The sequence below is a fragment of the Nocardia sp. CDC153 genome (genome assembly GCF_035818515.1).
In the GTDB taxonomy this organism is placed as follows: Bacteria; Actinomycetota; Actinomycetes; order Mycobacteriales; family Mycobacteriaceae; genus Nocardia.
The window spans coordinates 122568-141794 of the sequence record NZ_JAYKYU010000006.1 but is presented as its reverse complement, the minus strand read 5'-3'; the positions used below and the strand labels follow the sequence as shown (position 1 = coordinate 141794).

Below are 19227 nucleotides of genomic sequence, written 5' to 3'. Positions count from 1 at the left end.
GTGTCAATTGCGTTGTACGCGTTCGTGAACGGTCAGCAGCAGGTGGTCGAAACGGGTGCGCAGCGTGCCCGCGTCGTCGGCGAGGACCGGCAGCTCGGACAGCAATTGCGCCGCCAGGGCCCGCAGCTTGGTATTGGTCTCCTGCGAACGCCAGGTCAGCACGCGAAACGCCTGGTCGGCGCCGATGCCGTAGATGAGCATGAGCACACCCTTGGCCTGTTCGATCACCGCGCGGGCGGCGTAGAGCTCCGGCAGGGTCTCGTCGAGGACTTCCTGGCGGTTCTCGGCGAGGGTGTCGGTCACGTCGATGTAGTAGCCGGAGGTCCCGACGACCCGCCCCTGGCCGTCGATCATGGTGTCGCCGACCACGATGACCTCGTGCACCCGGCCGCCGGTGTCCACAATGCGGTGGCGGCTCGAGAACGGTTCGGCATTGCTGCGCGAGCGCGCGATGATCGAGGCCACGTGCTCGCGATCATCGGGGTGTTTGTGGGCGAGCAGCAACTCGGTGGTGGGATGCACCGCACCGGGCCGGTGCCCGTGCATCCTCGCCACCTCGTCGGACCACTCCCACCGCTCGTCGGCGAACCAGAAGCGGAAACCGCCGACTCGCAATGATGATGTCGCCGCGGCGAAGACCTGCTCGAAAGCCCGAGATTCGTCCGCCGCCGCGCCCGCGTCTGTACTCACCCCCGAATTATCCGTTTGTCCAGGGAAGACCGCGACACCAACCGCGAGAATCGGCCGGATCTAGTGTGCCGCCGCCTTTTCCCGTCTGTGCCGCCGCCGCACGGTGCGCCGCGCCCGCGCCCGCGCGCCGGTCACCTCGAGCGCACGCTCGATTTGGCGGTGGCCGGTGAGCAGCCGGGTCTCGACCTCCGCGCCGAACGCGTCGTCCATCGCCTCCGCCAGCGCGGAGGCATTGCGCAGGCTCAGAAAGCGCGTGCGCCGCAGATCCACCACGACGGTCGGCGTGCCACCGGCAATGGCGAACGACAGCGCCCGCTGGAAGGACTCGAGCCCGGTGATGTCCAGCTCGCCCTCCACCTGCACGACCAGGCAGTCCACGGCCTCGACCCCGTGGGCTGCGTCGGATGCGGGAGGCGGCCCTACCGCCGGAAGTTCATCGGCGAGCCGACTGGGCACAATGGAAATGGTTGACATGCCTAACCTCCCAAAAGCGGGGACGGCTGCGTCTTCAACCTGTTCCCAGTCTGTCACCGCACGCGCACGACGGCCACCCCGTCGGCCGGGTCAGAAGCGTTCACCGCTGCGCTGACGCCACGGATGCACCAGCCACACCCACACGAAAAGGCAGGCCACGACGCCACCTACGACAATGGCCGCGACAACACCGGCGACGGTGTCGAAAATGAGAATCGCCACGCCGGTGAGGGCCAGACCCAGCAGGCCCAGTCCCGCCAGCGCGTAGCGGTGCGCCGCGGTCACCACCTGGTCGATGCGGTGGCGGCGAAACAGCATGCGGTGCGCGGCCACCGGTGCGATCAGGCACACGGTCGCGCCGATCGAGGCGGCGACGATGCCCAGATACAGCCACTTCATGGGCGGCGGCAGGACGGTGAAGCGGTTCTGGAACGGCAGCGTCAGCAGGAATCCGGTCAGCAACTGCACACCGGTCTGCACCACGCGCAGCTCCTGCATCAGGCTGTTCCAATTGCGATCCAGCCGTTCGGTATTGGTCTCGTCGCGGCCATCGTCGAGGGTGGGGGCGGATGTTTGCCTCGAAGTGGATGTTTGCTCGGCGGCGGGCATGGTTGGCACTCCTTTCCCGGGTTCGGCTCGCATACCCGGGTTTCAGCACCGGCATGCCGGGAACTGCGGGATTGTCACAACCGCCCACACACATGGAGTTCTCATGATCATCCTGGGCTTGATTCTGCTCATTTGCGGCATCATCTTCGGCATTTCGATTCTGACCACCATCGGCATCATCCTGCTGATCGTCGGCGCGGTGCTGTGGATCCTCGGTGCCGCCGGACGCCCGATCGGAGGCCGTACGCACTATTACTGATCCGCCTCTCCCAGAAAGGAATTCACATGTTCCGACGTGTGGCATATCCGCTCCTGGCCAGCGCGTTCATCGTGGACGGCGTGGAGACCCTGAGCAATCCGGAGAACCGCGTGAAATCCACGGCCACGCTGGTGCAGCGCGGCCAGCGCGTGCTGCCGGATCAGGTGGCCGCCAAGGTGCCCACCGATCCGGAGACCGTGGTGCGCGCCACCGCGGCCATTCGGATCGGCGGCGGCGTGCTGCTCACGCTGGGCAAGGCGCCCCGGCTGGCGTCGATCGTGCTGGCCGCCACCACGGTTCCGGTCGCCCTCACCGAACACGACTTCTGGAACGAGCCCGACCGGGAACGGCGCGGCGCGTTGCGGACCGCGTTCCTGCGCGACGCGAGCCTGCTCGGCGGGCTGCTCATCGCCGCCTCCGACACCCGCGGCAAGCCCTCGCTGGGCTGGCGCGCCCGCCGCGCCGCACGCCGGGTGAGCGACCACGGCAAGAGCCCGGTCGCGCAGCTCGCGGAGGGTGTCGCCGAGCACGCGCCGGCGGTCTGGGAAACCGTCCGCGATCGCGGTGAACAGCTGGCCGACACCGCACGCGAACAGGGCGGACATCTCGCCGAGGTCGCCCGCGACAAGGGCGGGCAGGTGGCCGAGGTCGCCCGGGACAGGGGTGGACAGTTCGCCGAAGTCGCCCGTGACAGGGGTGGACAGTTCGCCGAAGTCGCCCGCGACAAGGGCGGGCAGTTGGCCGAGACCGCGCGCGAAAAGGGCGGCCAGCTGGCCGAATTGGCCGAGGAATGGGCCGAGACCGCACGCCATCGCGGCGAGCAGGCGGCCGAAATCGCCCGTGATCGCGGCGCGGACTGGGCCGATCGAACCCAGGACAACCGTGCGGCGCTGGCCGATCTGACTCGCGAGAAGGCCTATGCGACCCGACGCAAGGCCAGGGCGGCACGCAAGCGCGGAGAGCGGGTGGCCGACGCCACGCGGGATATCGCCGCGCGGGTGCGGCCGGACTGAGTCTCGGCCGCACCCGCGTGCGCGGTGCCCGCTATTCGAAACACCGGGTCACTCCTGTGAAATCGCTTCCACGACTTCGCCGGAGGCCCGGTGTTCCAGTATGCGGGCGATATCGGCCTGGGCGATGATGCCCACCAGCTCGTTGTGATCGATCACCGGCAGCCGCCGGACCTGATGGTCGGCCATCAGCTGCAGCACCCGCTCCACATCGTCGTCGGCCTGGGCCACCACCGGGACGCCGTCGGCCAGATCGCCGGCGTCGATCCCGATCGGATCCTTGCGCTGCGCGACCACTTTCACCACGATGTCGCGGTCGGTCAGCATGCCTTTGAGCTTGTTGTCCTCCCCGCAGATCGGCAGTGCGCCGACATCGAGTTCGGCCATCTTCCGCGCCGCCGTCAGTACCGTGTCACTGGATCTGACGCATTGGCAGTCCGGGGTCATCACCTCGCGCGCTGTTGTCCCGCCGGTGATTCCGGTTGCTCGTGTGATCCCCGTATCGCTGGTGCTCTCTGTCCCACCCGTGTCCTCGGGGTGTCCTGCGACGGTCATGGCGTCTCCTTTGTCTCGTTTTTCCGCTTCGGATACGCGCCAGGCCGGGTGGAAGTCCCACCCGGCCCGGCGATTTCGTATCGCTCACTAACTCTGGCGCCCACCGTGGCTGTGGTGCCCGCCCTCGGCCTTGGCCTCGGTCGGTTGTGCCTGGGCGCCCTTGCGGCCCGCCTCGCGCGGATCGGCACCGTGCTCGGCACCGAAGCTGCCGCTGCTGGCCTTACCGCCCTTGCTGGCCTGTTCCTCGGTATCCGGACGATTGCCGAACTGACCCGGGTTCTTCGGATCGGGCATGGCGAAACCTCCTTCAAGATCCTGGATTTCGATTGTGGAGCGAACTTTCTTGCCGCCCACATCCCAGCCGTACCCGGCCTCCCCCGGCCTATTCAGCTATCGGCCGACAAATTCGAATCCGCGGGTTTCCAATCCGGGACCGCACCCGGCCCGAACATAACGGTGTCCCACCAGTCCTGCAGCGGGCTGGGTTCGGGCCACACCGCGACCACCCGGCCCTCGTTCGGATGGTGACGGGCGCGCCGCCGCGTGGCGCGTGGTCGCACGGTATCTCTCATCGGTTATCAATGCCCTTGTCTCACAGTATGGTTCGAGTGCCCACGCCCGCGCCGGTGGGTGCGGTGCCATTCGATGGCGAAGACCGCCGCGCCGACCGAACACAGGGCGACACAGGCGATTCCGGCCACCACCGCCCATCCGACGAATCCGTAGCCGCCTGCCACCAAGGCCAGCGCCAGCGCCACGACGCCGAGCAACCACGCCACGACGCCGATCATGTTGACCCCGTCCTCGATGCCTTCTCCGGCATGCGTGCGAGGTTGTTTCCGGTCTGCTGTCATGAGTGCCCTCCTCGTGGGTAAGCGGGTAAGGATCCGCGAATTCCAGGTCAGGAGGTGAGGAAAAATGATGTCTCCCATGATGACCCAGCTGATCGACATGCTGCGGGACATGTGGAACCAGATGTTCCCGAACATGCCGATGTAGTGCCGAAGCACCGATAGTGTCCAAACACCAACGAGTGTCCGAACACTGACGGAGGGGCCGGTGACGTCATTGGCAACCGGCCCCGTTCAGCCGTCAGGCGTCGCCACTCTGGCGGCGCCAGTCGCGGATGGCGTCGCGAATGCGGTCGAAGACCGCCAGCGGGGGACCCACCAGCAGATTCGCGGTCGCGGACTCCCCGACCCCCGGATGGGGGCGGGTCGGCGCAAGCGCTTCCGCGAAGCGGACCACACTGGCCAGGCGCATCCGTTCCTCCGGTGACGCCTGGGTGATCAACTGACCGAACTCCTCCTTCTCCTCCAATTCCGCGTGCTCGACCACCTTCTCGGCGAACTCACGGAACTTGGTGTCGAATTCGGCATGCCCGACGCCCATGTCGGCGAGCTGGGCCAGCACGTGCTTGGCTTCCTCCTCCTCGTGCAGCCGACTGTCGACGATCTCGTCGGCGACCGAGTGACGGCGGGACGCGGGATGCACGACCTCCTCCTCGGCGCTCTCGTGGACCGCGAGCAGCCGCACCAGCTCGTCGAAGAAGCGCTGCTTCTCCGAGCCGGTGGAGGTGCGCACCAACTCCAGCGTGTTCTTGATCTGACCGTGCTGCGCGAGCAGCAGGTCGACCACATCGGTGCTGTTCTGGGCAGGCATGACCGCGTGCCCCTTACCGACGCTGCTGGGCGCGCTGGCGCCGCTCCTCGGCCTCGGCCTCGGCGCGGTCCTTCTCGGCCTGGGCCTCCTTCTTGGCCGCATCACGCTGGGCTTCGGCCTTGTCTTGCTGGGTACGGCCCTCGTCGCGCAGGTCCTCGTTGCCGAAGACCGTGCCCGCGGCTTCCTTGGCCTTGCCCTTGACGCCCTCGACGAAGCCTTCCGCGCCTTCTCGGGTACCGCTCTTCTCGTGTTCGGACATGGGAACTACCTCCCGTATCGATTGCAGGACATCCCGGACCTACCCGTGAGTTCGCACCCGAAACAGGCAGCACGGACGAAACAGCCACGACCGCAGCCGGTTTCGTCACACTGTTTGGTCATCGTCGAACTGGGCATTGCAACGCGGAAGAACCCGTCCCCCGAGGAGGAACCCATGACGCGCCGATCCCGCCTGCTCATCGCGGTCGCGGCCGTGTGCACGACGGTCGCGCTCGGGGCCTGTGACCAGGCCAAGGAAGTCGTCAACAAGGGCGGCAACACGCCCTGCAGCGAATTCACCAAGCAGGACGACAACACTCAGCACATCACCGTGCGCAAGTATCTGGAGCAGGACACCAAGGTGACGCCGACGCCCAACGCCGACCAGGTCGACGCGTCGATCGCCGCCATCACCCTGATGTGCCAGGCCCAGGCGAATCCGGACACTCCGATTCGCGACGCCGATCTCACCGGGATTCTCGTCCCGAAGAAGTGAGGGGCGGCTGGGTCAAGCGTCTGCTTATCATTGAGAAGGACGTCGCCGTTGACGTTGCCTCACCCGGCCGCCACTCCGGTAACGGGGCGTGCTGCGGCATCACGGCCGCTCATACCTCGCGGGTCGGAATGAATTCCTGCGCTTTGGTTTTCGCGCCCTGCGCCATGAGGTGCCAGCCGCCGGGGTCGCCCTTGAGGATGGCCTCGGCGGTCGCCTTCATCTGCTCCCAGGTGGCGTGCGGCGGAATCGGCGGCACCTCCGGATCGGTGTGAATGTCCAGCAGCACCGGGCGGTCCGCGGACAGGGCGGCCCGCCACGCCGGTGCGACCGCCTCCGGGTCCTCGACGACCGTGGCCGCCAGCCCGGCGGCGCGGGCCACCTCGGCGTAGGAGACCTCCGGAAGGGTCTGGGATTCCTCGAATTTCGGTGCGCCGCCCATGGCGCGCATCTCCCAGGTCACCTGGTTGAGGTCGTTGTTGTGGAAGACGCAGATGACCAGGCGCGGGTCCGACCAGCGGTCGCGGTAGCGGGCGATGGTCAGCAGTTCGGCCAGGCCGTTCATCTGCATGGCCCCGTCGCCGACGAGCGCGATGGCCGGGCGGTCCGGGTGGGCGAACTTCGCACCGATGGCGTAGGGGACGCCCGGGCCCATGGTGGCCAGCGTGCCCGACAGCGAGCCGCGCATCTGCCCGTGGAAACGCAGGCAGCGCGCGTACCAGTTGGTGGAGGAACCGGAGTCGGCGGTGATCATGGCGTCCTCGGGGACGCACTGCGACAGCTCCCACACCACGCGCATGGGGTTGACCGGCTTGGCCTCGAGCATGGACTGGCGTTCGATGACCTGCCACCAGCGCGCCACATTGTTCTGGATGTCCATGGCCCAGGTGCGATCCTGTTTGGGTCGCAGCATCGGAATCAGTTCCGCCAGTGTGGCTTTGGCGTCGCCGACCAGATTCACCTCGGTCGGGTAGCGCATGCCGATCATGGTGCCGTCGATATCGATCTGGACCGCGCGGGCCTGTCCGAAGGACGGCATGAACTGGGCGTAGGGGAAGTTCGAGCCGACGATGAGCAGGGTGTCGCAGTCGCGCATCATCTCGTAGCTGGGGCGGGTGCCCAGCAGGCCGATCGAGCCGGTCACGTACGGCAGCTCGTCGGAGAGCACGTCCTTGCCCAGCAACGCCTTCGCCACGCCCGCGCCGGTCAGGTCGACCACGCGGGTGATCTCGTCGGCGGCCGCACGCGCGCCCTGACCGATCAGAATGGCGACCCGGGAGCCCTCGTTCAGCACCCCGGCGGCGCGTTCGATCTCCGCGCGCGGGGGAATCACGGTCGGTGCGTTGGGTGGGCCGGGCGGACTGGAGGGCACCTGCTTGAATTCGTGTTCGGGCTTCTCGTAGCGCTCCTCCTGCAGGTCGGAGGGGATGATCACCGCGGTCGGGGCGCGCCGCGCGAGCGCGGTGCGAAACGCCCGGTCCAGGGCATTGGGCAACTGGCTGGGCACATTCACCTCGACCAGATAGTCCGAGGCCACGTCCTTGTAGAGGCTCTGCAGATCCACTTCCTGCTGGTAGCTGCCGCCCATGGCGCTGCGCGCGGTCTGCCCGACGATGGCGACCACCGGGACGTGGTCGAGTTTGGCGTCGTAGAGGCCGTTGAGCAGGTGGATCGCGCCGGGACCGGAGGTGGCGGTGCACACTCCCACCCGGCCGCTGAATTTCGCGTATCCGACGGCCTGGAAGGCCGCCATCTCCTCGTGCCGGGCCTGAATGAAAGCGGGCTGGTCATCGGCGCGGCCGAAGGCGGCCAGCAGGCCGTTGATTCCGTCACCGGGATAGCCGAAGACCTGGTCGACACCCCATTCCCGCAGTCTCTGCACGACATGATCACCGACTTGTCGCGTCATGGTCTCTCCTGTCCGTGTCCGGTTCTCGACAGCGGTCGGTTACCCGCGCACCTCGCCTCGAATCAGCGCGTAGATCGCGCGCGAGCGGGTACCCGCGCGACAGCGGAGCCGCGAATGTCCGCACGCACCAACCCGAATGGAGGCCTCTCGATGCGCACATCGCTGCTGCTCGACACCGTCCGCGCCGAGCTCGCCGAGCGGGTGGCCGGGGAGGTGCGCTTCGATCCCGGGTCGCGGGCGGCGTACTCGACCGACGCGTCGAACTATCGGGCGCTGCCGCTGGGGGTGGTGGTGCCGCGCACGCCCGAGGACGCGGCGCTGGCGATCGACGTGTGCCGGGAGCACGATATGCCCGTGCTCTCGCGGGGCGGGGGCACCAGTTTGGCCGGCCAATGCTGCAATGCCGCGGTCGTGCTGGATTGGAGCAAGTACTGCCATCGGGTGGTGTCGATCGACCCGCAGGCGCGCACGGCGGTGGTGGAGCCGGGGATCAGCCTGGATCGGTTGAACTCGGTGCTGAAACCGCACGGACTGATGGTCGGGCCGAAACCCTCGACCCACGTGAGCTGCACGATCGGCGGCATGATCGGCAACAACTCGTGCGGCTCGACGGCGCAGGCGTACGGCAAGATGGCCGATTCGGTGCGCCGCCTCGAGATTCACACCTACGGCGGGGAGCGCATGTGGGTGGGGCCGGGGATGGCGGGGCTGACCTCGTCGTTGCGCGACGGCCTGACCGACATCGTGGCGCGGTACGCCGCGGACATCCGCAAGAGCTATCCCGATATTCCGCGCCGGGTGTCGGGCTACAACCTGGATTGGCTACTGCCCGAACGCGATCCCGACGCGGCGAAATTCCTGGTCGGCAGCGAGAGCACGCTGGTGACGGTGTTGCGGGCCGAGCTCGAGCTGGTTCCGGTCCCGGCGGCGAAAGCGCTGGTGGTGCTGGGCTTTCCCGATATCTACACCGCGGCCGACGCGGTGCCCGACGTGCTCGCGCACCACCCGGCCGCGCTGGAGGGTCTGGATCACCGGCTGGTTCAGCTCGAACATCTACGGCATCTCGCGGACAAGGCGATCAAGCAGCTGCCCGAGGGAAAAGCCTGGCTCATGGCGCAATTCGACGGCGAGTCGGCCTCGGAGGCCGACGAACGGGCGCACGCCATGATCAGCGCGCTGACCGACCGGCCGGAGGTGAGCGCCAGCCTGCTTGACAATCCCGAGCGCGAGGCCGAACTGTGGGCGGCGCGCGAGGCCGGGCTGGGCGCGACCGCGTACCCGCCCGACGGGCCGGAAACCCATGAGGGCTGGGAGGACGCGGGCGTGCCGCCCGATCGACTGGGCGACTACCTGCGGGACTTCGAACGGCTGCTGGATCTGTACGGCTACGAATCCAGTTCGCTCTACGGGCATTTCGGCCAGGGTTGTGTGCACACGCGGATTCCGTTCGATCTGCGCACCGCCGAGGGCATCGCGCACTATCGCGAATTCGCCAAGGACAGTGCGCATCTCGTCGTCGCGTACGGCGGATCACTCTCCGGTGAGCACGGGGACGGGCAGTCCCGCGCGGAACTGCTGCCCATCATGTTCGGTGATCGGGTCGTCGAGGCGTTCGGCGAGGTGAAGCGGCTGTTCGACCCGGACAATCGCATGAATCCCGGAAAGATCGTCGATCCCCACCCCTTGGACAGCGATCTGCGGCAGGGCGTTTCGTATCGGCCGTGGGAGCCGCGCACGCATTTCGCCTATCCCGACGACGGTCACCACTTCAGCCACGCCGCCAATCGCTGTGTCGGCGTGGGCAAGTGCCGCGGCGATCACGGCGGGGTCATGTGCCCGAGCTACCGGGCCACCCGCGAGGAGGAGCATTCCACGCGCGGGCGGGCCCGGCTGCTGTTCGAAATGCTGCAGGGCGAGGTGATCACCGACGGCTGGCGTTCCACCGAGGTGCGCGACGCGCTGGATCTGTGCCTGTCCTGCAAGGGATGTCGCAGTGACTGTCCGGTGGATGTGGATATGGCCACCTACAAGGCCGAGTTCCTGTCCCATCACTATCACTGGCGGCTGCGGCCCATGTCGCACTATTCGATGGGCTGGATTCCGCTGTGGGCGCGGCTGGCCACCGGTGCCGCGCCACTGGCCAATGCCGTCACCCACGCGCGGGGGCTGCGGCGGGTGATCGCGCGGCTGGGCGGCGTCGATCCGCGCCGCGAGCTGCCGCGATTCGCCTCCCGCCGGTTCACCCGAACCTTCGTGCGGCCCACCGATGCCGAGCCCGGGCCGCGCGGGCGGGTGCTGCTGTGGCCGGACACCTTCACCAACAACTTCGACCCGCAGATCGCCGACGCCGCCGTCACGGTGCTGACCGCCGCGGGATTCACAGTCGACATCCCGCGGCGCGCGGTCTGCTGCGGGCTGACCTGGATCTCCACCGGGCAGCTCCCGACCGCCAAACGAGTGCTGGCGCGTACCTTGCGCACGCTGGAACCGGCGCTGCGCGAAGGCATTCCGATCGTCGTGCTGGAGCCCAGCTGCGCGGCGGTGTTCCGCTCGGACCTGCCCGAGCTGCTCGACGGCGACGAGGACGCGCGGCGGCTGGCCGGTCAGACCCGCACTCTCGCCGAACTGCTGGCCGAGCGCGCGCCGGAGTGGAGCCCGCCGCAGGTGCTGGGATCTGTTGTGGTCCAACCGCATTGCCATCAGCACGCGATCCTGGGTTCCGAGCCCGATCGTGAGCTGCTGGACTCGACCGGGGCCGAGGTCGATCTGCTGGATGCCGGATGCTGCGGGCTGGCAGGCAATTTCGGCTTCGAGCGCGGGCACTACGATGTGTCCGTAGCATGTGCGCAGGACCAATTGATACCAGCCCTGCGCGAGGTGTCCCCCGATACGGCGATCCTCGCGGATGGGTTCAGCTGCCGCACCCAGATCCGTCACCTGCTCCCCGAGGTCCGGCCGCGGCATACGGCCGAGCTACTGGCGCAAGCCCTCCAAGGCGGTATTCCATGAAGACTCCCGATATCGACGGCATCACCGTCGAGGTCTACCGATTCCCCACCCCCCAACCCGAGGCCGACGGCACCCTGACCTGGGATTCCACCACCGCGGTCGTGGTGACCGTGGCGGCCGAATACGAGCGCGGACTGGGCTGGACCTACAGCTCCCCGGCCGCGGCCACCGTCATCGAGCGGCATCTGGCCCCGCTGCTGCTGGGCTCCTCACCCGACGACATTCCCGACACCTGGGAGCGAATGCACAAGGCGTGCCGCAATATCGGCACCTCGGGTGTGGTCGCGCACGCCATCAGCGCGGTCGATATCGCGCTATGGGATCTCAAGGCGCGGCTGCTGGAGTTGCCGCTGCCCACGCTGTTCGGGAAGGTGCGCGAGGCCACGGCGGTGTACGGGTCCGGCGGGTTCGTCAATCTGTCCGATGACCAACTGGCCGAACAGGTCTTGGCCTGGGAGTCGGCGGGCTGCACCGCGGTGAAGATCAAGATCGGTATCGACCGGCGGCGGGATTTGGAGCGAATCGCACTGGTGGACAAGCTGACCGGGAACGATACCCAGATCATGGTCGACGCGAACGGCGCGTACAGTCCGGGCGAGGCGCGGCGCATGGGCCACGAGCTGGACCGCTTGGGGGTCACCTGGTTCGAGGAGCCGGTCACCAGTGACGATCCGGCCGGGTTGCGGATGGTGCGCGACGCCCTGCGCTGCGACGTCACGGCGGGCGAATACATCTGTACCGCGGCCGAAGCCGTGCATCTCATCGACGCCGTGGACTGCCTGCAACTCGATGTCACCCGCTGCGGCGGGTACACCGGATTCCGCTACGCGGCCTCGCTGGCCGCCTATCACCACCGCGATATCTCCGCCCACTGCGCGCCCGCGCTGACGGCCAGCATCGCGGCGGCCACGCCCCGACTGCGGCACATCGAATGGTTCGTCGACCACGCCCGCCTCGAACCGCTGCTGGTCGACGGCGCGCCGCAGGTGCAGGACGGGCGAATTCCACCGCGCGGCAACAGCGATGCCGACCCGTGCGGGCACGGCATGCGCCTGGCCGCCAGCGCCGCGGACTACCGGATCTCAGTGCTTCCGCCCGATTGAGGTCAGTGCCCGGGTGAGCCAGGCCTGCGGGCTGCGCGCGTGGGCGCGGTCGTCGAAATCGCCGTGCGCGCCGTAGTCGGGGCCCTCGAGGCCGTCGAACGGGGACCAGAGGTTGCCGGTGTCGCGCTTGGCTTCGCCGTCGGTCTGCTGCGAGTCGTATCCGGTGCGCGCCAGGTAGCGGTCCAGCAGGCGGGGCGCCAGGCGCTGCGCCACGATCGTGCCGACCGTGCTCGCGCCGACCCAATACTGTTTGTGCGATGGATGATCCGCGGCGAACACGAGGGCGCGGGCGAGGACCTCGGGCTGGTAGATGGGCGGGACGGGCTGCGGTTTGCGGGGCAGGCGCGACAGCACCCACGAGAACTGCGGTGTGTTGACCGCCGGTGCCTGCACCACGGTGATATGGACATTGCTGTGGTCGTGCAACAGCTCCACGCGGACCGCCTCGACCACGCCGTTGACCGCGTGCTTGGCTCCGCAATAGGCCGATTGCAGCGGAATCGACCGGTCCCCCAGCGCCGAACCCACCTGGACGATCGCGCCGCGGTCGCGGGCGCGCATCCGCAGCAGCGCCGCCCGGATGCCGTGCACCGAACCGAGATAGGTCACCTCGGTGACGCGGCGGAACTCCTCGGGATGGATCTGATCGAACGGTGCGAAGACCGAGGTGAAGGCGGAATTCACCCAGACGTCGATGGGTCCGAGCTCGTTCTCGGCGCGGGTGGCGGCGGCATCGACCGCCTCGTAATCGGCGACATCCGTGGGTATTTCGAGGGCCCGCCCCCCGGCGGCGCGGACGTCCTCGGCGGCCGCGGCCAGGCCGGTGCGGCCGCGCGCCAGCAGGGCGATGCGGTCGCCGCGGGCGGCGAACGCGCGGGCGGCGGCGCGGCCGATGCCCGCGCTCGCCCCGGTGATCACCACGGTTTTCGGTGCGTCGGTCACGATTGTTCCTTTCCTGCGGGTGATTCGAAGCCCGGGTCGGCCCAGCGTCCCGGCCGCGCCGCCCGATTCGAGGCCTCGAACAGCAGCGCGTGCACGAAGGCCTGCGGCAGGTTGCCGCGCAATTGGCGTTGGTTGACATCGAATTCCTCGGCGAACAGGCCGGGGGTGCCGCACGCGGCGCGATTGCGTTCGAAGTAGCGGGCCGCGGTGACGGGCAGGCCCAATTCGTCGGCGGCCATGGCCATGGCGAAGCCGCACAGCAGGAACGCGCCCTCGGATTCTTCGAGAGGCCGCGCGTCGCGGCGGTATCGGTACACGTAGTAGTCGGTGGACAATTCGCGGCGCACCGCGTCGAAGGTGGCGCGATTGCGGGGATCCTCGATCGCCAGCGCACCGCGGACCAGCGGCAGCAACAGGGCGGCGTCGACTTCCGGATGCCGCGGTGAGCGCTGCCAGCGCCCGGTGGGGTGCAGGCCTACCGTGGCCGCCTCGGCGACCAGGCGATCGGCCAAGGCGGTGCAGGACGCGATATCCGCACCGCTGGCCTTGGTCGCCGCCACCGCGCGCAGCCCCGCCGCGCACGCCAGTTTCGAATGCGTCCAGTGTTCATCGTCCAGCTCCCAGATTCCGGCGTCGGGTCGATCATGCTGTGCGGCAATCGCTTCCACCGCGATGCCGACGGCGCGGCGGTGGTCTTCGGTGAGGCGGTCGTGGCGGGCCGCGGCGGCGAAGAGCAGCAGCGACTCGCCGAAGACGTCGAGTTGGAACTGGTCGCGCACGCGATTGCCGACCAGGGCGGAGCCGCCGCCCGGATAGCCCTGCGGGGCAACGTCGCTCATGGGCGGCACCTGGCCGCCGGTCATGGTGTAGGCGGGCGTGAGCTTGGGGCCGTCGGCGAGCAGCCGTTCGGCGGTGAATCGGACGGCGTCGTCGAGCAGCGGATGCGGTCCGGCCGCGGCGACGGCCTGCCCGGCAATGCATTGGTCGCGGATCCACACGTAGCGGTAGTCGTAGTTGCCGCCCTGTTCGGCGCGTTCGGGCAGGCTGGTGGTGGCGGCCGCGACCATGCCGCCGGTGCGGCCGGTCATGCCGCGCATGACCGCGTAGGCGTGGGCGGTGTCGCGCGGGGCCGCACCCCCGGCGAGCGCGGGCATCTCCCGCTGCCAGGTGAATTCCGTTGCGGTCCAGCATTTCTCGGCGTCCGCCGGTTCGTCCGGCAGCTCCCGGTCGGACATCTCGAGCACCAGGTCGTGGTGTTGGCCCGCGGGCACGCGCAGACGCAAACGCCAGACCGGGGGCGCGCCTTCCTCGCACACGACGGCTCGTGCCGCGCCACTCCAGCGCAGTCGGATCCCGGCGCTGCGCGCCTCCCAGATCTCGCCGGTCCGGCGGATATCGGTCAGCGACGCGGACCCGAACCGGGCCGACGGCGCGAGCTCCACATCGACTTCGGCATCGCCCTGCAGGGCGCGGATGCGCCGCAGCAGCACGGCCCGATGCGGATCGCCCGGAAACGCCAGCGCCTCACGGCATTCGATGACCGCCGAGCTGGTGACCCATCGGGAGTTCCAGATCAGGCCGCCCTCGTCGTAGTGCCCGCCCCACACGTAGCGGTCGACCGGTGTCACCGCGTACACGCCCGGCCCGCCGACCAGGGCGTGAAAGATGGCGTCGCTGTCCCACCCGGGCACGCACAGCCACGAGATGTCTCCGCGCGGGCCCACCAGTGCCCCGCGCTCACCATCGGCCAGGAACGCGTACTCCCGCAGTACGTGCGGCTGGCGTAGCACCGAATCAGCGACCACGATCGTCGAATACCACGCGATCGCGCGGGTAACCGCCCGACATGGTCACCATCGGATACTTCCTAGCCAGCGAACAGTTCGGGCCGCGAGAGCTCGTCGACCAGGCCGTGCGGGCCGAGCGGGCCGGTTTCGAGCGCCTGTGGATCTCCGATCACTTCCACCCGTGGAACGACGCCCAGGGCAACAGCCCGTTCGTGTGGGGCACCATCGGCGCGCTCTCGCAGGCCGTCGATCTGCCGATCACCACCGCGGTCACCTGCCCGACGGTCCGCATCCATCCCGCGATCATCGCCCAGGCCGCCGCGACGGCCGCGGTGCAGTGCGAGGGCCGTTTCATTCTCGGCGTCGGCAGCGGAGAAGCCCTCAACGAGCACATCTTCGGCGACCCCTGGCCCAACGCGCCCACCCGCCTGCGCATGCTCGAGGAGGCCGTCGGCCTGATCCGCCGCCTGCACCGCGGCGGCATGGTCAACCACGACGGCGAGTTCTACCACGTCGAAGACGCCCGCATCTACACCCTCCCCGAGGACCCGGTCCCCATCTACGTCTCCGGTTTCGGCAAACGCTCCACCCGTCTGGCCGCCCGCCTCGGCGACGGCTTCTGCACCGCCATGCCCGACCGCGATCTGGTGGAGCTCTTCCGCGCCGAAGGCGGTGGCAGCAAACCGGTCCAAGCCGGCACCAAGGTCAGCTGGTCCCGAGACGACACCGGCCTCGAATACGCCCAACGCCTCTGGTCCAACGAACTCCTCCCCGGCCAACTCAACCAAACCCTCCCCCGCCCAGCCGATTTCGAAGCCGCCATGCCCCTCATCAGCACCCGCGCGGTAGCCAACAACTTCGCCACCGGCGCCGACCCCGACATGCACCTGTCCCACCTCCGCCAATACCTCGACGCCGGCGTAGACGAGCTCTACATCCAACAAATAGGCCCAGACCTCGACGGCTTCTTCACCGCCTACGAAAAGGACATCCTCCCCGCCCTCCGCTGAGCGAGCCGCTACGGTGGCGGACGTGCATTTCACGAATGGGGGATCGGTGATCGATCAACGTCCGCTGTCGGGCTGGAGCCGTACGGCACCGACTGTCGCGCAGGTGCTTTCCACACCCGACCTGGACACGGTGGCCAAGGCCGTGCGCGCGGCGGGACCGCGTGGCGTCATCGCGCGGGGGCTCGGGCGCAGCTATGGGGATCCGGCGCAGAACGGCGGCGGTCTCGTCGTCGACATGACCGCGTTCGCGCGCATCCACACGATCGACCCGGACAGCGGCGTGGTCGATGTGGACGCGGGGGTCAGCCTGGACACCTTGATGCGCGCCGCTTTGCCGATGGGGCTGTGGGTTCCGGTGCTGCCGGGTACCCGGCAGGTCACCGTCGGTGGCGCGATCGCATCCGATATCCATGGCAAGAACCATCATTCGCAGGGCAGTTTCGGCAATCACGTGCTGTCGATGGAGCTGCTGACCGCCGACGGCGAGGTGCGGACACTCGAACCCGAGGGGGTCGATGCGGAGCTGTTCTGGGCCACCGTGGGCGGAATGGGTTTGACGGGCATTGTCGTGCGCGCCCGCATCCGGATGAAGCGCACCGAGACCGCGTACTTCTATGTCGACAGCGACCGCACCGAAAACCTCGCCGCGACAATGGAACTGCTGACCGGCGGGTCCGACGAAGGCTACGAGTACTCGGTGGCGGTGCCCGACACGATCAGCACCGGCGCGAAATTGGGGCGGGCGGGGTTCAGTCGGGGCAATCTGGCGACCGTGGACCAGTTGCCCGCGAAGCTGCGTCGCGATCCGCTGCGTTTCACCGCGCCGCAGCTGTTCACGGTGCCCGATGTCTTCCCGAACGGGATGGTCAACAATCTGACCACTCGGATCGGTGGGGAGGTCACCCATCGCACGTTCGCGAAGCAGGGGCGAGGGCTGATCCAGAACATCACGCAGTTCCTGCATCCGCTCGACCTGCTCGGCGAATGGAACCGCGGGTACGGTCGGCGCGGCTTCCTGCAGTATCAGTTCTCGATGCCCTACGGCGCGGAAGATCAACTGGCGGAGGCGGTGCGGTTCATCGCGCACTCGGAGCATCGCTCGTTTCTGAATGTCTTCAAGCGCATGGGAGCCAGCAGCCGAGCGCCGCTGTCGTGGCCGCACCCCGGTTTCATGCTGAGCCTGGACTTTCCATTGAAGGCGGGGGTGAACGAGTTCTGCGCCGAGCTCGACCGCCGAGTGCTCGACGCCGGTGGGCGGCTGTATTTCGCCAAGGAGTCGCGGACCACGCCGGAGCTGGTGCGGGCGATGTATCCGCGACTCGAGGAGTGGCGTCGGGTGCGAGACGCCGCCGATCCGGGGCGGGTGTTCGTCTCGGATCTGGCGCGGCGACTGCGGTTGGTCGACGACGAGTTTGTCCCCGCCGAGCGCTGAACGGGTTGTGGCCGAGGTTATTTCAGGTGGCGGGCGAAGAAGCGGCTGGCGTCTTCGCCCGCGTGGGGCGGGACGCCGGTGTGGCCGCCCATGTTGGCTTGGAGGGTTTTCTCCTTGGAGGCGAAGGCGTCGAAGAGGGCTAGGGCCATTTGGCGGTCGTTGCCCTCGTCGTCCCATTGCAGGAGGACGTGGAGGGGGATGGTGACCTGGCGGGCCTCCTCCATGATCGAGCGTGGCACATAGCTTCCCGCGAAGAGACCGGCGGCCACGATGCGGGGTTCGACTACGGCCAGGCGGACGCCGACGGAGATCACGCCACCCGAATACGCCACCGGGCCACCGATTTCCGGTAGGGCCAGGAGGGCGTCCAAGGTGGCCTGCAGCTCGGGAACCGCCTTGTCCACGAGCGGGAGGATCAGGCGGTCGACGACCTCGTCGGGGACGGGCTCACCGGCGGCTACCGCTCGGCGGAGGTCTGCTCCGGCCTGCTGGGCGGTAGGTGAGGCCGGACGGGATCCGGTGCCGGGGAATTCGATGGTGGCGCTGGCGAAGCCCTGGGCGGCGGCGCTCCGCGCTCGGGCCACCAGACGCGGGTACATCTTGTCGAGGCCGAGGCCGCCGGGTTGCCCCAGGAGGATGAGCGGGACCGGGGTCGATTCGGTGGCCGAGTCGGGGGTCCAGAGAATGCCGGGAATGTCGGCGAGGGTGAACCGGCGTTCGAGGACGGCGTCGCGGTGCTGTTCGGAGCTGTCGTCGAGGCGCTGTTCGGAGGTGAAGTGCATGGTCGTGCCTTTCGGGAGTGCGTCAGATTGGCGCTCCCGGACGACCCCTATCGTCCGACCGTGACCCCGAAGGAGAGCACCCACGTCGAAACTGTGTTCACGGGTACCACCTCCTCGTCCTTTACACGGCCTCGGCGAGGTTAGCAGTGCTCACAGCGGTGCGGCAAGGGATTTACATCCGGTGGAACGCAGCTCACTCCCGAGTCGGCGGTGTTTGCCCCGAACAGGGTCGGGTACGGCGAGCGTGTAATGGCTTTCGAGGAGCCGAGAGCTGCTCAGACCAGGAGGTTCGCCATGCCGAAGGAATGGAGCGACAAGCAGGAACGGCAGTACGAGCACATCAAGGAGTCCGCGGAGGATCGCGGGGAGAGCGGGAAGCGGGCCAAGGAGATCGCCGCGCGCACGGTGAACAAGAACCGCGCGCAGGCCGGTCAGACCAAGACCGCCAGCCGCACCTCGGTGAAGGACAAGTCGCCGCAGCAGCGCGGCGGGCAGCGTTCACACAGCGGAGCCAAGGGCCCGACCCGCGATCAGCTGTACAACGAGGCACGCCAGCGAAACATCAAGGGCCGCTCGGGAATGACCAAGGCCCAGCTCGCGCACGCGCTCGGCAAGGACTGAGGTTCGAGCATGGCCGAGCTCAATGCCGTGGCCCTCGTGTGCACCTTGCAGCCCTCGCCCGAGGAGTCCAGCAGCGACCTGATCGCGAGCCAGATCCTGGCTCGGCTGTCGGCCCATGGCGTTGGCGGCGAAAGCATTCGGCTGGTCGATCACGACATCCGACCGGGGGTGAGCGTCGACGAGGGCGACGGCGACCAGTGGCCGATCATCCGGGAGGAGATTCTCGCCTCGGAGATCCTGCTGGTCGCCACCCCCACCTGGCTGGGCCACATGTCCTCCATCGCCCAGCGGGCCCTCGAACGCCTGGATGCCGAACTGGCGCACACCGATGACGCGGGCCGCCCGGTCATGACCGGCAAGGTCGCCATCGCGGCCGTGGTCGGCAACGAGGACGGCGCGCACAAGATCGTGGCCGATCTCTTCCAGGGCCTCAACGATATCGGCTTCACCATCCCCGCCCAGGGCTGCGCCTACTGGAACCACCAGGCCATGGGCTCCACCGACTATCTCGATCTTCCCGAACAGCCGGAATCGGTGGCGCGGACCATCGACACCCTGGCCCGCAATACCGCGCACCTGGCCCGCCTGCTGACCGGGCAGAACTACCCGGGAACCGAGTAGA

Annotated in this window: 22 protein-coding genes; 9 read left to right on the top strand and 13 right to left on the bottom strand. The window is 68.3% G+C overall.

Translation table 11 applies throughout. From position 1 onward, the window contains the following. Nucleotides 1-3 precede the first annotated feature (3 nt). The 3 genes from VMT65_RS30960 to VMT65_RS30950 form a co-directional block, all read right to left on the bottom strand. Entirely contained in the window at nt 4-690 is a 687-nt protein-coding gene (locus VMT65_RS30960) for a PAS and ANTAR domain-containing protein (protein WP_442790341.1), read from the bottom strand. Nucleotides 691-750: 60 nt separating this feature from the next. Continuing rightward, entirely contained in the window at nt 751-1164 is a 414-nt protein-coding gene (locus VMT65_RS30955; RefSeq protein ID WP_326312057.1) for an STAS domain-containing protein, read from the bottom strand. A 90-nt stretch (nt 1165-1254) separates the two neighbouring features. Continuing rightward, nucleotides 1255-1773 carry a DUF6328 family protein gene (locus VMT65_RS30950; RefSeq protein WP_326312056.1) on the bottom strand — a complete coding sequence of 173 codons (519 nt, stop codon included), beginning with the start codon at nt 1771-1773 and terminating at the stop codon, nt 1255-1257. A 103-nt stretch (nt 1774-1876) separates the two neighbouring features. On the opposite strand from VMT65_RS30950, the gene VMT65_RS30945 reads away from it, so the two are divergent. Together VMT65_RS30945 and VMT65_RS30940 are read left to right on the top strand one after the other, a co-directional pair. Then, entirely contained in the window at nt 1877-2032 is a 156-nt protein-coding gene (locus VMT65_RS30945; protein ID WP_326312055.1) for a hypothetical protein, read from the top strand. Between the two features lie 26 nt (nt 2033-2058). Beyond that, nucleotides 2059-3045, top strand: a complete 987-nt coding sequence (locus tag VMT65_RS30940; RefSeq protein WP_326312054.1) for a DoxX family membrane protein — start codon at nt 2059-2061, stop codon at nt 3043-3045. 48 nt (nt 3046-3093) lie between these two features. Here VMT65_RS30940 and VMT65_RS30935 read toward each other — a convergent pair whose 3' ends face one another. The 6 genes from VMT65_RS30935 to mbp1 form a co-directional block, all read right to left on the bottom strand. Continuing rightward, nucleotides 3094-3489, bottom strand: a complete 396-nt coding sequence (locus VMT65_RS30935; RefSeq protein ID WP_326312617.1) for a CBS domain-containing protein — start codon at nt 3487-3489, stop codon at nt 3094-3096. A gap of 195 nt (nt 3490-3684) precedes the next feature. Further along, nucleotides 3685-3891, bottom strand: coding sequence for a hypothetical protein (locus tag VMT65_RS30930; protein ID WP_326312616.1), 207 nt, complete (start codon nt 3889-3891; stop codon nt 3685-3687). A gap of 92 nt (nt 3892-3983) precedes the next feature. Beyond that, on the bottom strand, nt 3984-4169 hold the full coding sequence (locus VMT65_RS30925) for a hypothetical protein (protein ID WP_326312053.1): 186 nt from the start codon (nt 4167-4169) through the stop codon (nt 3984-3986). Between the two features lie 6 nt (nt 4170-4175). Then, nucleotides 4176-4451 carry a hypothetical protein gene (locus tag VMT65_RS30920; RefSeq protein ID WP_326312052.1) on the bottom strand — a complete coding sequence of 92 codons (276 nt, stop codon included), beginning with the start codon at nt 4449-4451 and terminating at the stop codon, nt 4176-4178. A gap of 238 nt (nt 4452-4689) precedes the next feature. Then, on the bottom strand, nt 4690-5259 hold the full coding sequence (locus tag VMT65_RS30915) for a hemerythrin domain-containing protein (RefSeq protein ID WP_326312051.1): 570 nt from the start codon (nt 5257-5259) through the stop codon (nt 4690-4692). A 13-nt stretch (nt 5260-5272) separates the two neighbouring features. After that, a complete protein-coding gene (gene mbp1, locus VMT65_RS30910; RefSeq protein ID WP_326312050.1) occupies nt 5273-5518 on the bottom strand; it encodes a microaggregate-binding protein 1 in 246 nt (81 codons plus the stop codon). A 174-nt stretch (nt 5519-5692) separates the two neighbouring features. On the opposite strand from mbp1, the gene VMT65_RS30905 reads away from it, so the two are divergent. After that, on the top strand, nt 5693-6013 hold the full coding sequence (locus VMT65_RS30905) for a hypothetical protein (RefSeq protein WP_326312049.1): 321 nt from the start codon (nt 5693-5695) through the stop codon (nt 6011-6013). Nucleotides 6014-6122: 109 nt separating this feature from the next. Here VMT65_RS30905 and VMT65_RS30900 read toward each other — a convergent pair whose 3' ends face one another. Continuing rightward, nucleotides 6123-7919, bottom strand: a complete 1797-nt coding sequence (locus VMT65_RS30900) for a thiamine pyrophosphate-requiring protein (RefSeq protein WP_326312048.1) — start codon at nt 7917-7919, stop codon at nt 6123-6125. A gap of 150 nt (nt 7920-8069) precedes the next feature. Here VMT65_RS30900 and VMT65_RS30895 point away from each other — a divergent pair, with 150 nt between their 5' ends. Beyond that, nucleotides 8070-10928 (top strand): FAD-binding and (Fe-S)-binding domain-containing protein, encoded by a 2859-nt coding sequence (locus VMT65_RS30895; RefSeq protein ID WP_326312047.1) that lies wholly within the window; start codon nt 8070-8072, stop codon nt 10926-10928. Beyond that, on the top strand, nt 10925-12031 hold the full coding sequence (locus tag VMT65_RS30890; RefSeq protein ID WP_326312046.1) for an enolase C-terminal domain-like protein: 1107 nt from the start codon (nt 10925-10927) through the stop codon (nt 12029-12031). The genes VMT65_RS30895 and VMT65_RS30890 overlap by 4 nt, the downstream gene beginning before the upstream one ends. On the opposite strand, the gene VMT65_RS30885 is transcribed toward VMT65_RS30890, so the two are convergent. Together VMT65_RS30885 and VMT65_RS30880 are read right to left on the bottom strand one after the other, a co-directional pair. Continuing rightward, nucleotides 12011-12973: an SDR family oxidoreductase gene (locus VMT65_RS30885; RefSeq protein ID WP_326312045.1), complete on the bottom strand. Its 963-nt coding sequence runs from the start codon at nt 12971-12973 to the stop codon at nt 12011-12013. The two genes, VMT65_RS30890 and VMT65_RS30885, sit on opposite strands and share 21 nt — an antisense overlap. After that, the gene (locus tag VMT65_RS30880) at nt 12970-14778 is read right to left on the bottom strand and encodes a glycoside hydrolase family 15 protein (RefSeq protein WP_326312044.1); all 1809 of its coding nucleotides are present in this window, start codon (nt 14776-14778) and stop codon (nt 12970-12972) included. Before VMT65_RS30880 ends, VMT65_RS30885 begins: the two co-directional genes overlap by 4 nt. A gap of 41 nt (nt 14779-14819) precedes the next feature. On the opposite strand from VMT65_RS30880, the gene VMT65_RS30875 reads away from it, so the two are divergent. After that, complete coding sequence (locus VMT65_RS30875; protein ID WP_326312043.1) at nt 14820-15770, top strand: TIGR03557 family F420-dependent LLM class oxidoreductase; 951 nt, start codon at nt 14820-14822, stop codon at nt 15768-15770. 22 nt (nt 15771-15792) lie between these two features. Next, nucleotides 15793-17202: an FAD-binding oxidoreductase gene (locus VMT65_RS30870; RefSeq protein ID WP_326312042.1), complete on the top strand. Its 1410-nt coding sequence runs from the start codon at nt 15793-15795 to the stop codon at nt 17200-17202. A 17-nt stretch (nt 17203-17219) separates the two neighbouring features. Here the strand turns inward: VMT65_RS30870 and VMT65_RS30865 are convergent, their stop codons facing one another. Then, nucleotides 17220-17984, bottom strand: coding sequence for an alpha/beta hydrolase (locus VMT65_RS30865; RefSeq protein ID WP_326312041.1), 765 nt, complete (start codon nt 17982-17984; stop codon nt 17220-17222). 294 nt (nt 17985-18278) lie between these two features. Between VMT65_RS30865 and VMT65_RS30860 the strand changes: the two genes are divergently transcribed. Then, complete coding sequence (locus VMT65_RS30860; protein ID WP_326312040.1) at nt 18279-18605, top strand: plasmid stabilization protein; 327 nt, start codon at nt 18279-18281, stop codon at nt 18603-18605. A gap of 9 nt (nt 18606-18614) precedes the next feature. Beyond that, the gene (locus VMT65_RS30855; RefSeq protein WP_326312039.1) at nt 18615-19226 is read left to right on the top strand and encodes a flavodoxin family protein; all 612 of its coding nucleotides are present in this window, start codon (nt 18615-18617) and stop codon (nt 19224-19226) included. Nucleotide 19227: the final 1 nt, after the last annotated feature.

Coding starts and splice junctions, on each gene's coding strand:
- VMT65_RS30945 (WP_326312055.1), top strand. CDS start 1,877: ATGATCATCCTGGGCTTGATTCTGCTCATTTGCGGCATCATCTTCGGC.
- VMT65_RS30930 (WP_326312616.1), bottom strand. CDS start 3,891: ATGCCCGATCCGAAGAACCCGGGTCAGTTCGGCAATCGTCCGGATACC.
- VMT65_RS30940 (WP_326312054.1), top strand. CDS start 2,059: ATGTTCCGACGTGTGGCATATCCGCTCCTGGCCAGCGCGTTCATCGTG.
- VMT65_RS30915 (WP_326312051.1), bottom strand. CDS start 5,259: ATGCCTGCCCAGAACAGCACCGATGTGGTCGACCTGCTGCTCGCGCAG.
- VMT65_RS30895 (WP_326312047.1), top strand. CDS start 8,070: ATGCGCACATCGCTGCTGCTCGACACCGTCCGCGCCGAGCTCGCCGAG.
- VMT65_RS30950 (WP_326312056.1), bottom strand. CDS start 1,773: ATGCCCGCCGCCGAGCAAACATCCACTTCGAGGCAAACATCCGCCCCC.
- VMT65_RS30905 (WP_326312049.1), top strand. CDS start 5,693: ATGACGCGCCGATCCCGCCTGCTCATCGCGGTCGCGGCCGTGTGCACG.
- VMT65_RS30920 (WP_326312052.1), bottom strand. CDS start 4,451: ATGACAGCAGACCGGAAACAACCTCGCACGCATGCCGGAGAAGGCATC.
- VMT65_RS30890 (WP_326312046.1), top strand. CDS start 10,925: ATGAAGACTCCCGATATCGACGGCATCACCGTCGAGGTCTACCGATTC.
- VMT65_RS30875 (WP_326312043.1), top strand. CDS start 14,820: ATGGTCACCATCGGATACTTCCTAGCCAGCGAACAGTTCGGGCCGCGA.
- VMT65_RS30900 (WP_326312048.1), bottom strand. CDS start 7,919: ATGACGCGACAAGTCGGTGATCATGTCGTGCAGAGACTGCGGGAATGG.
- VMT65_RS30925 (WP_326312053.1), bottom strand. CDS start 4,169: ATGAGAGATACCGTGCGACCACGCGCCACGCGGCGGCGCGCCCGTCAC.
- VMT65_RS30865 (WP_326312041.1), bottom strand. CDS start 17,984: ATGCACTTCACCTCCGAACAGCGCCTCGACGACAGCTCCGAACAGCAC.
- VMT65_RS30935 (WP_326312617.1), bottom strand. CDS start 3,489: ATGACCCCGGACTGCCAATGCGTCAGATCCAGTGACACGGTACTGACG.
- VMT65_RS30860 (WP_326312040.1), top strand. CDS start 18,279: ATGCCGAAGGAATGGAGCGACAAGCAGGAACGGCAGTACGAGCACATC.
- VMT65_RS30855 (WP_326312039.1), top strand. CDS start 18,615: ATGGCCGAGCTCAATGCCGTGGCCCTCGTGTGCACCTTGCAGCCCTCG.
- mbp1 (WP_326312050.1), bottom strand. CDS start 5,518: ATGTCCGAACACGAGAAGAGCGGTACCCGAGAAGGCGCGGAAGGCTTC.
- VMT65_RS30955 (WP_326312057.1), bottom strand. CDS start 1,164: ATGTCAACCATTTCCATTGTGCCCAGTCGGCTCGCCGATGAACTTCCG.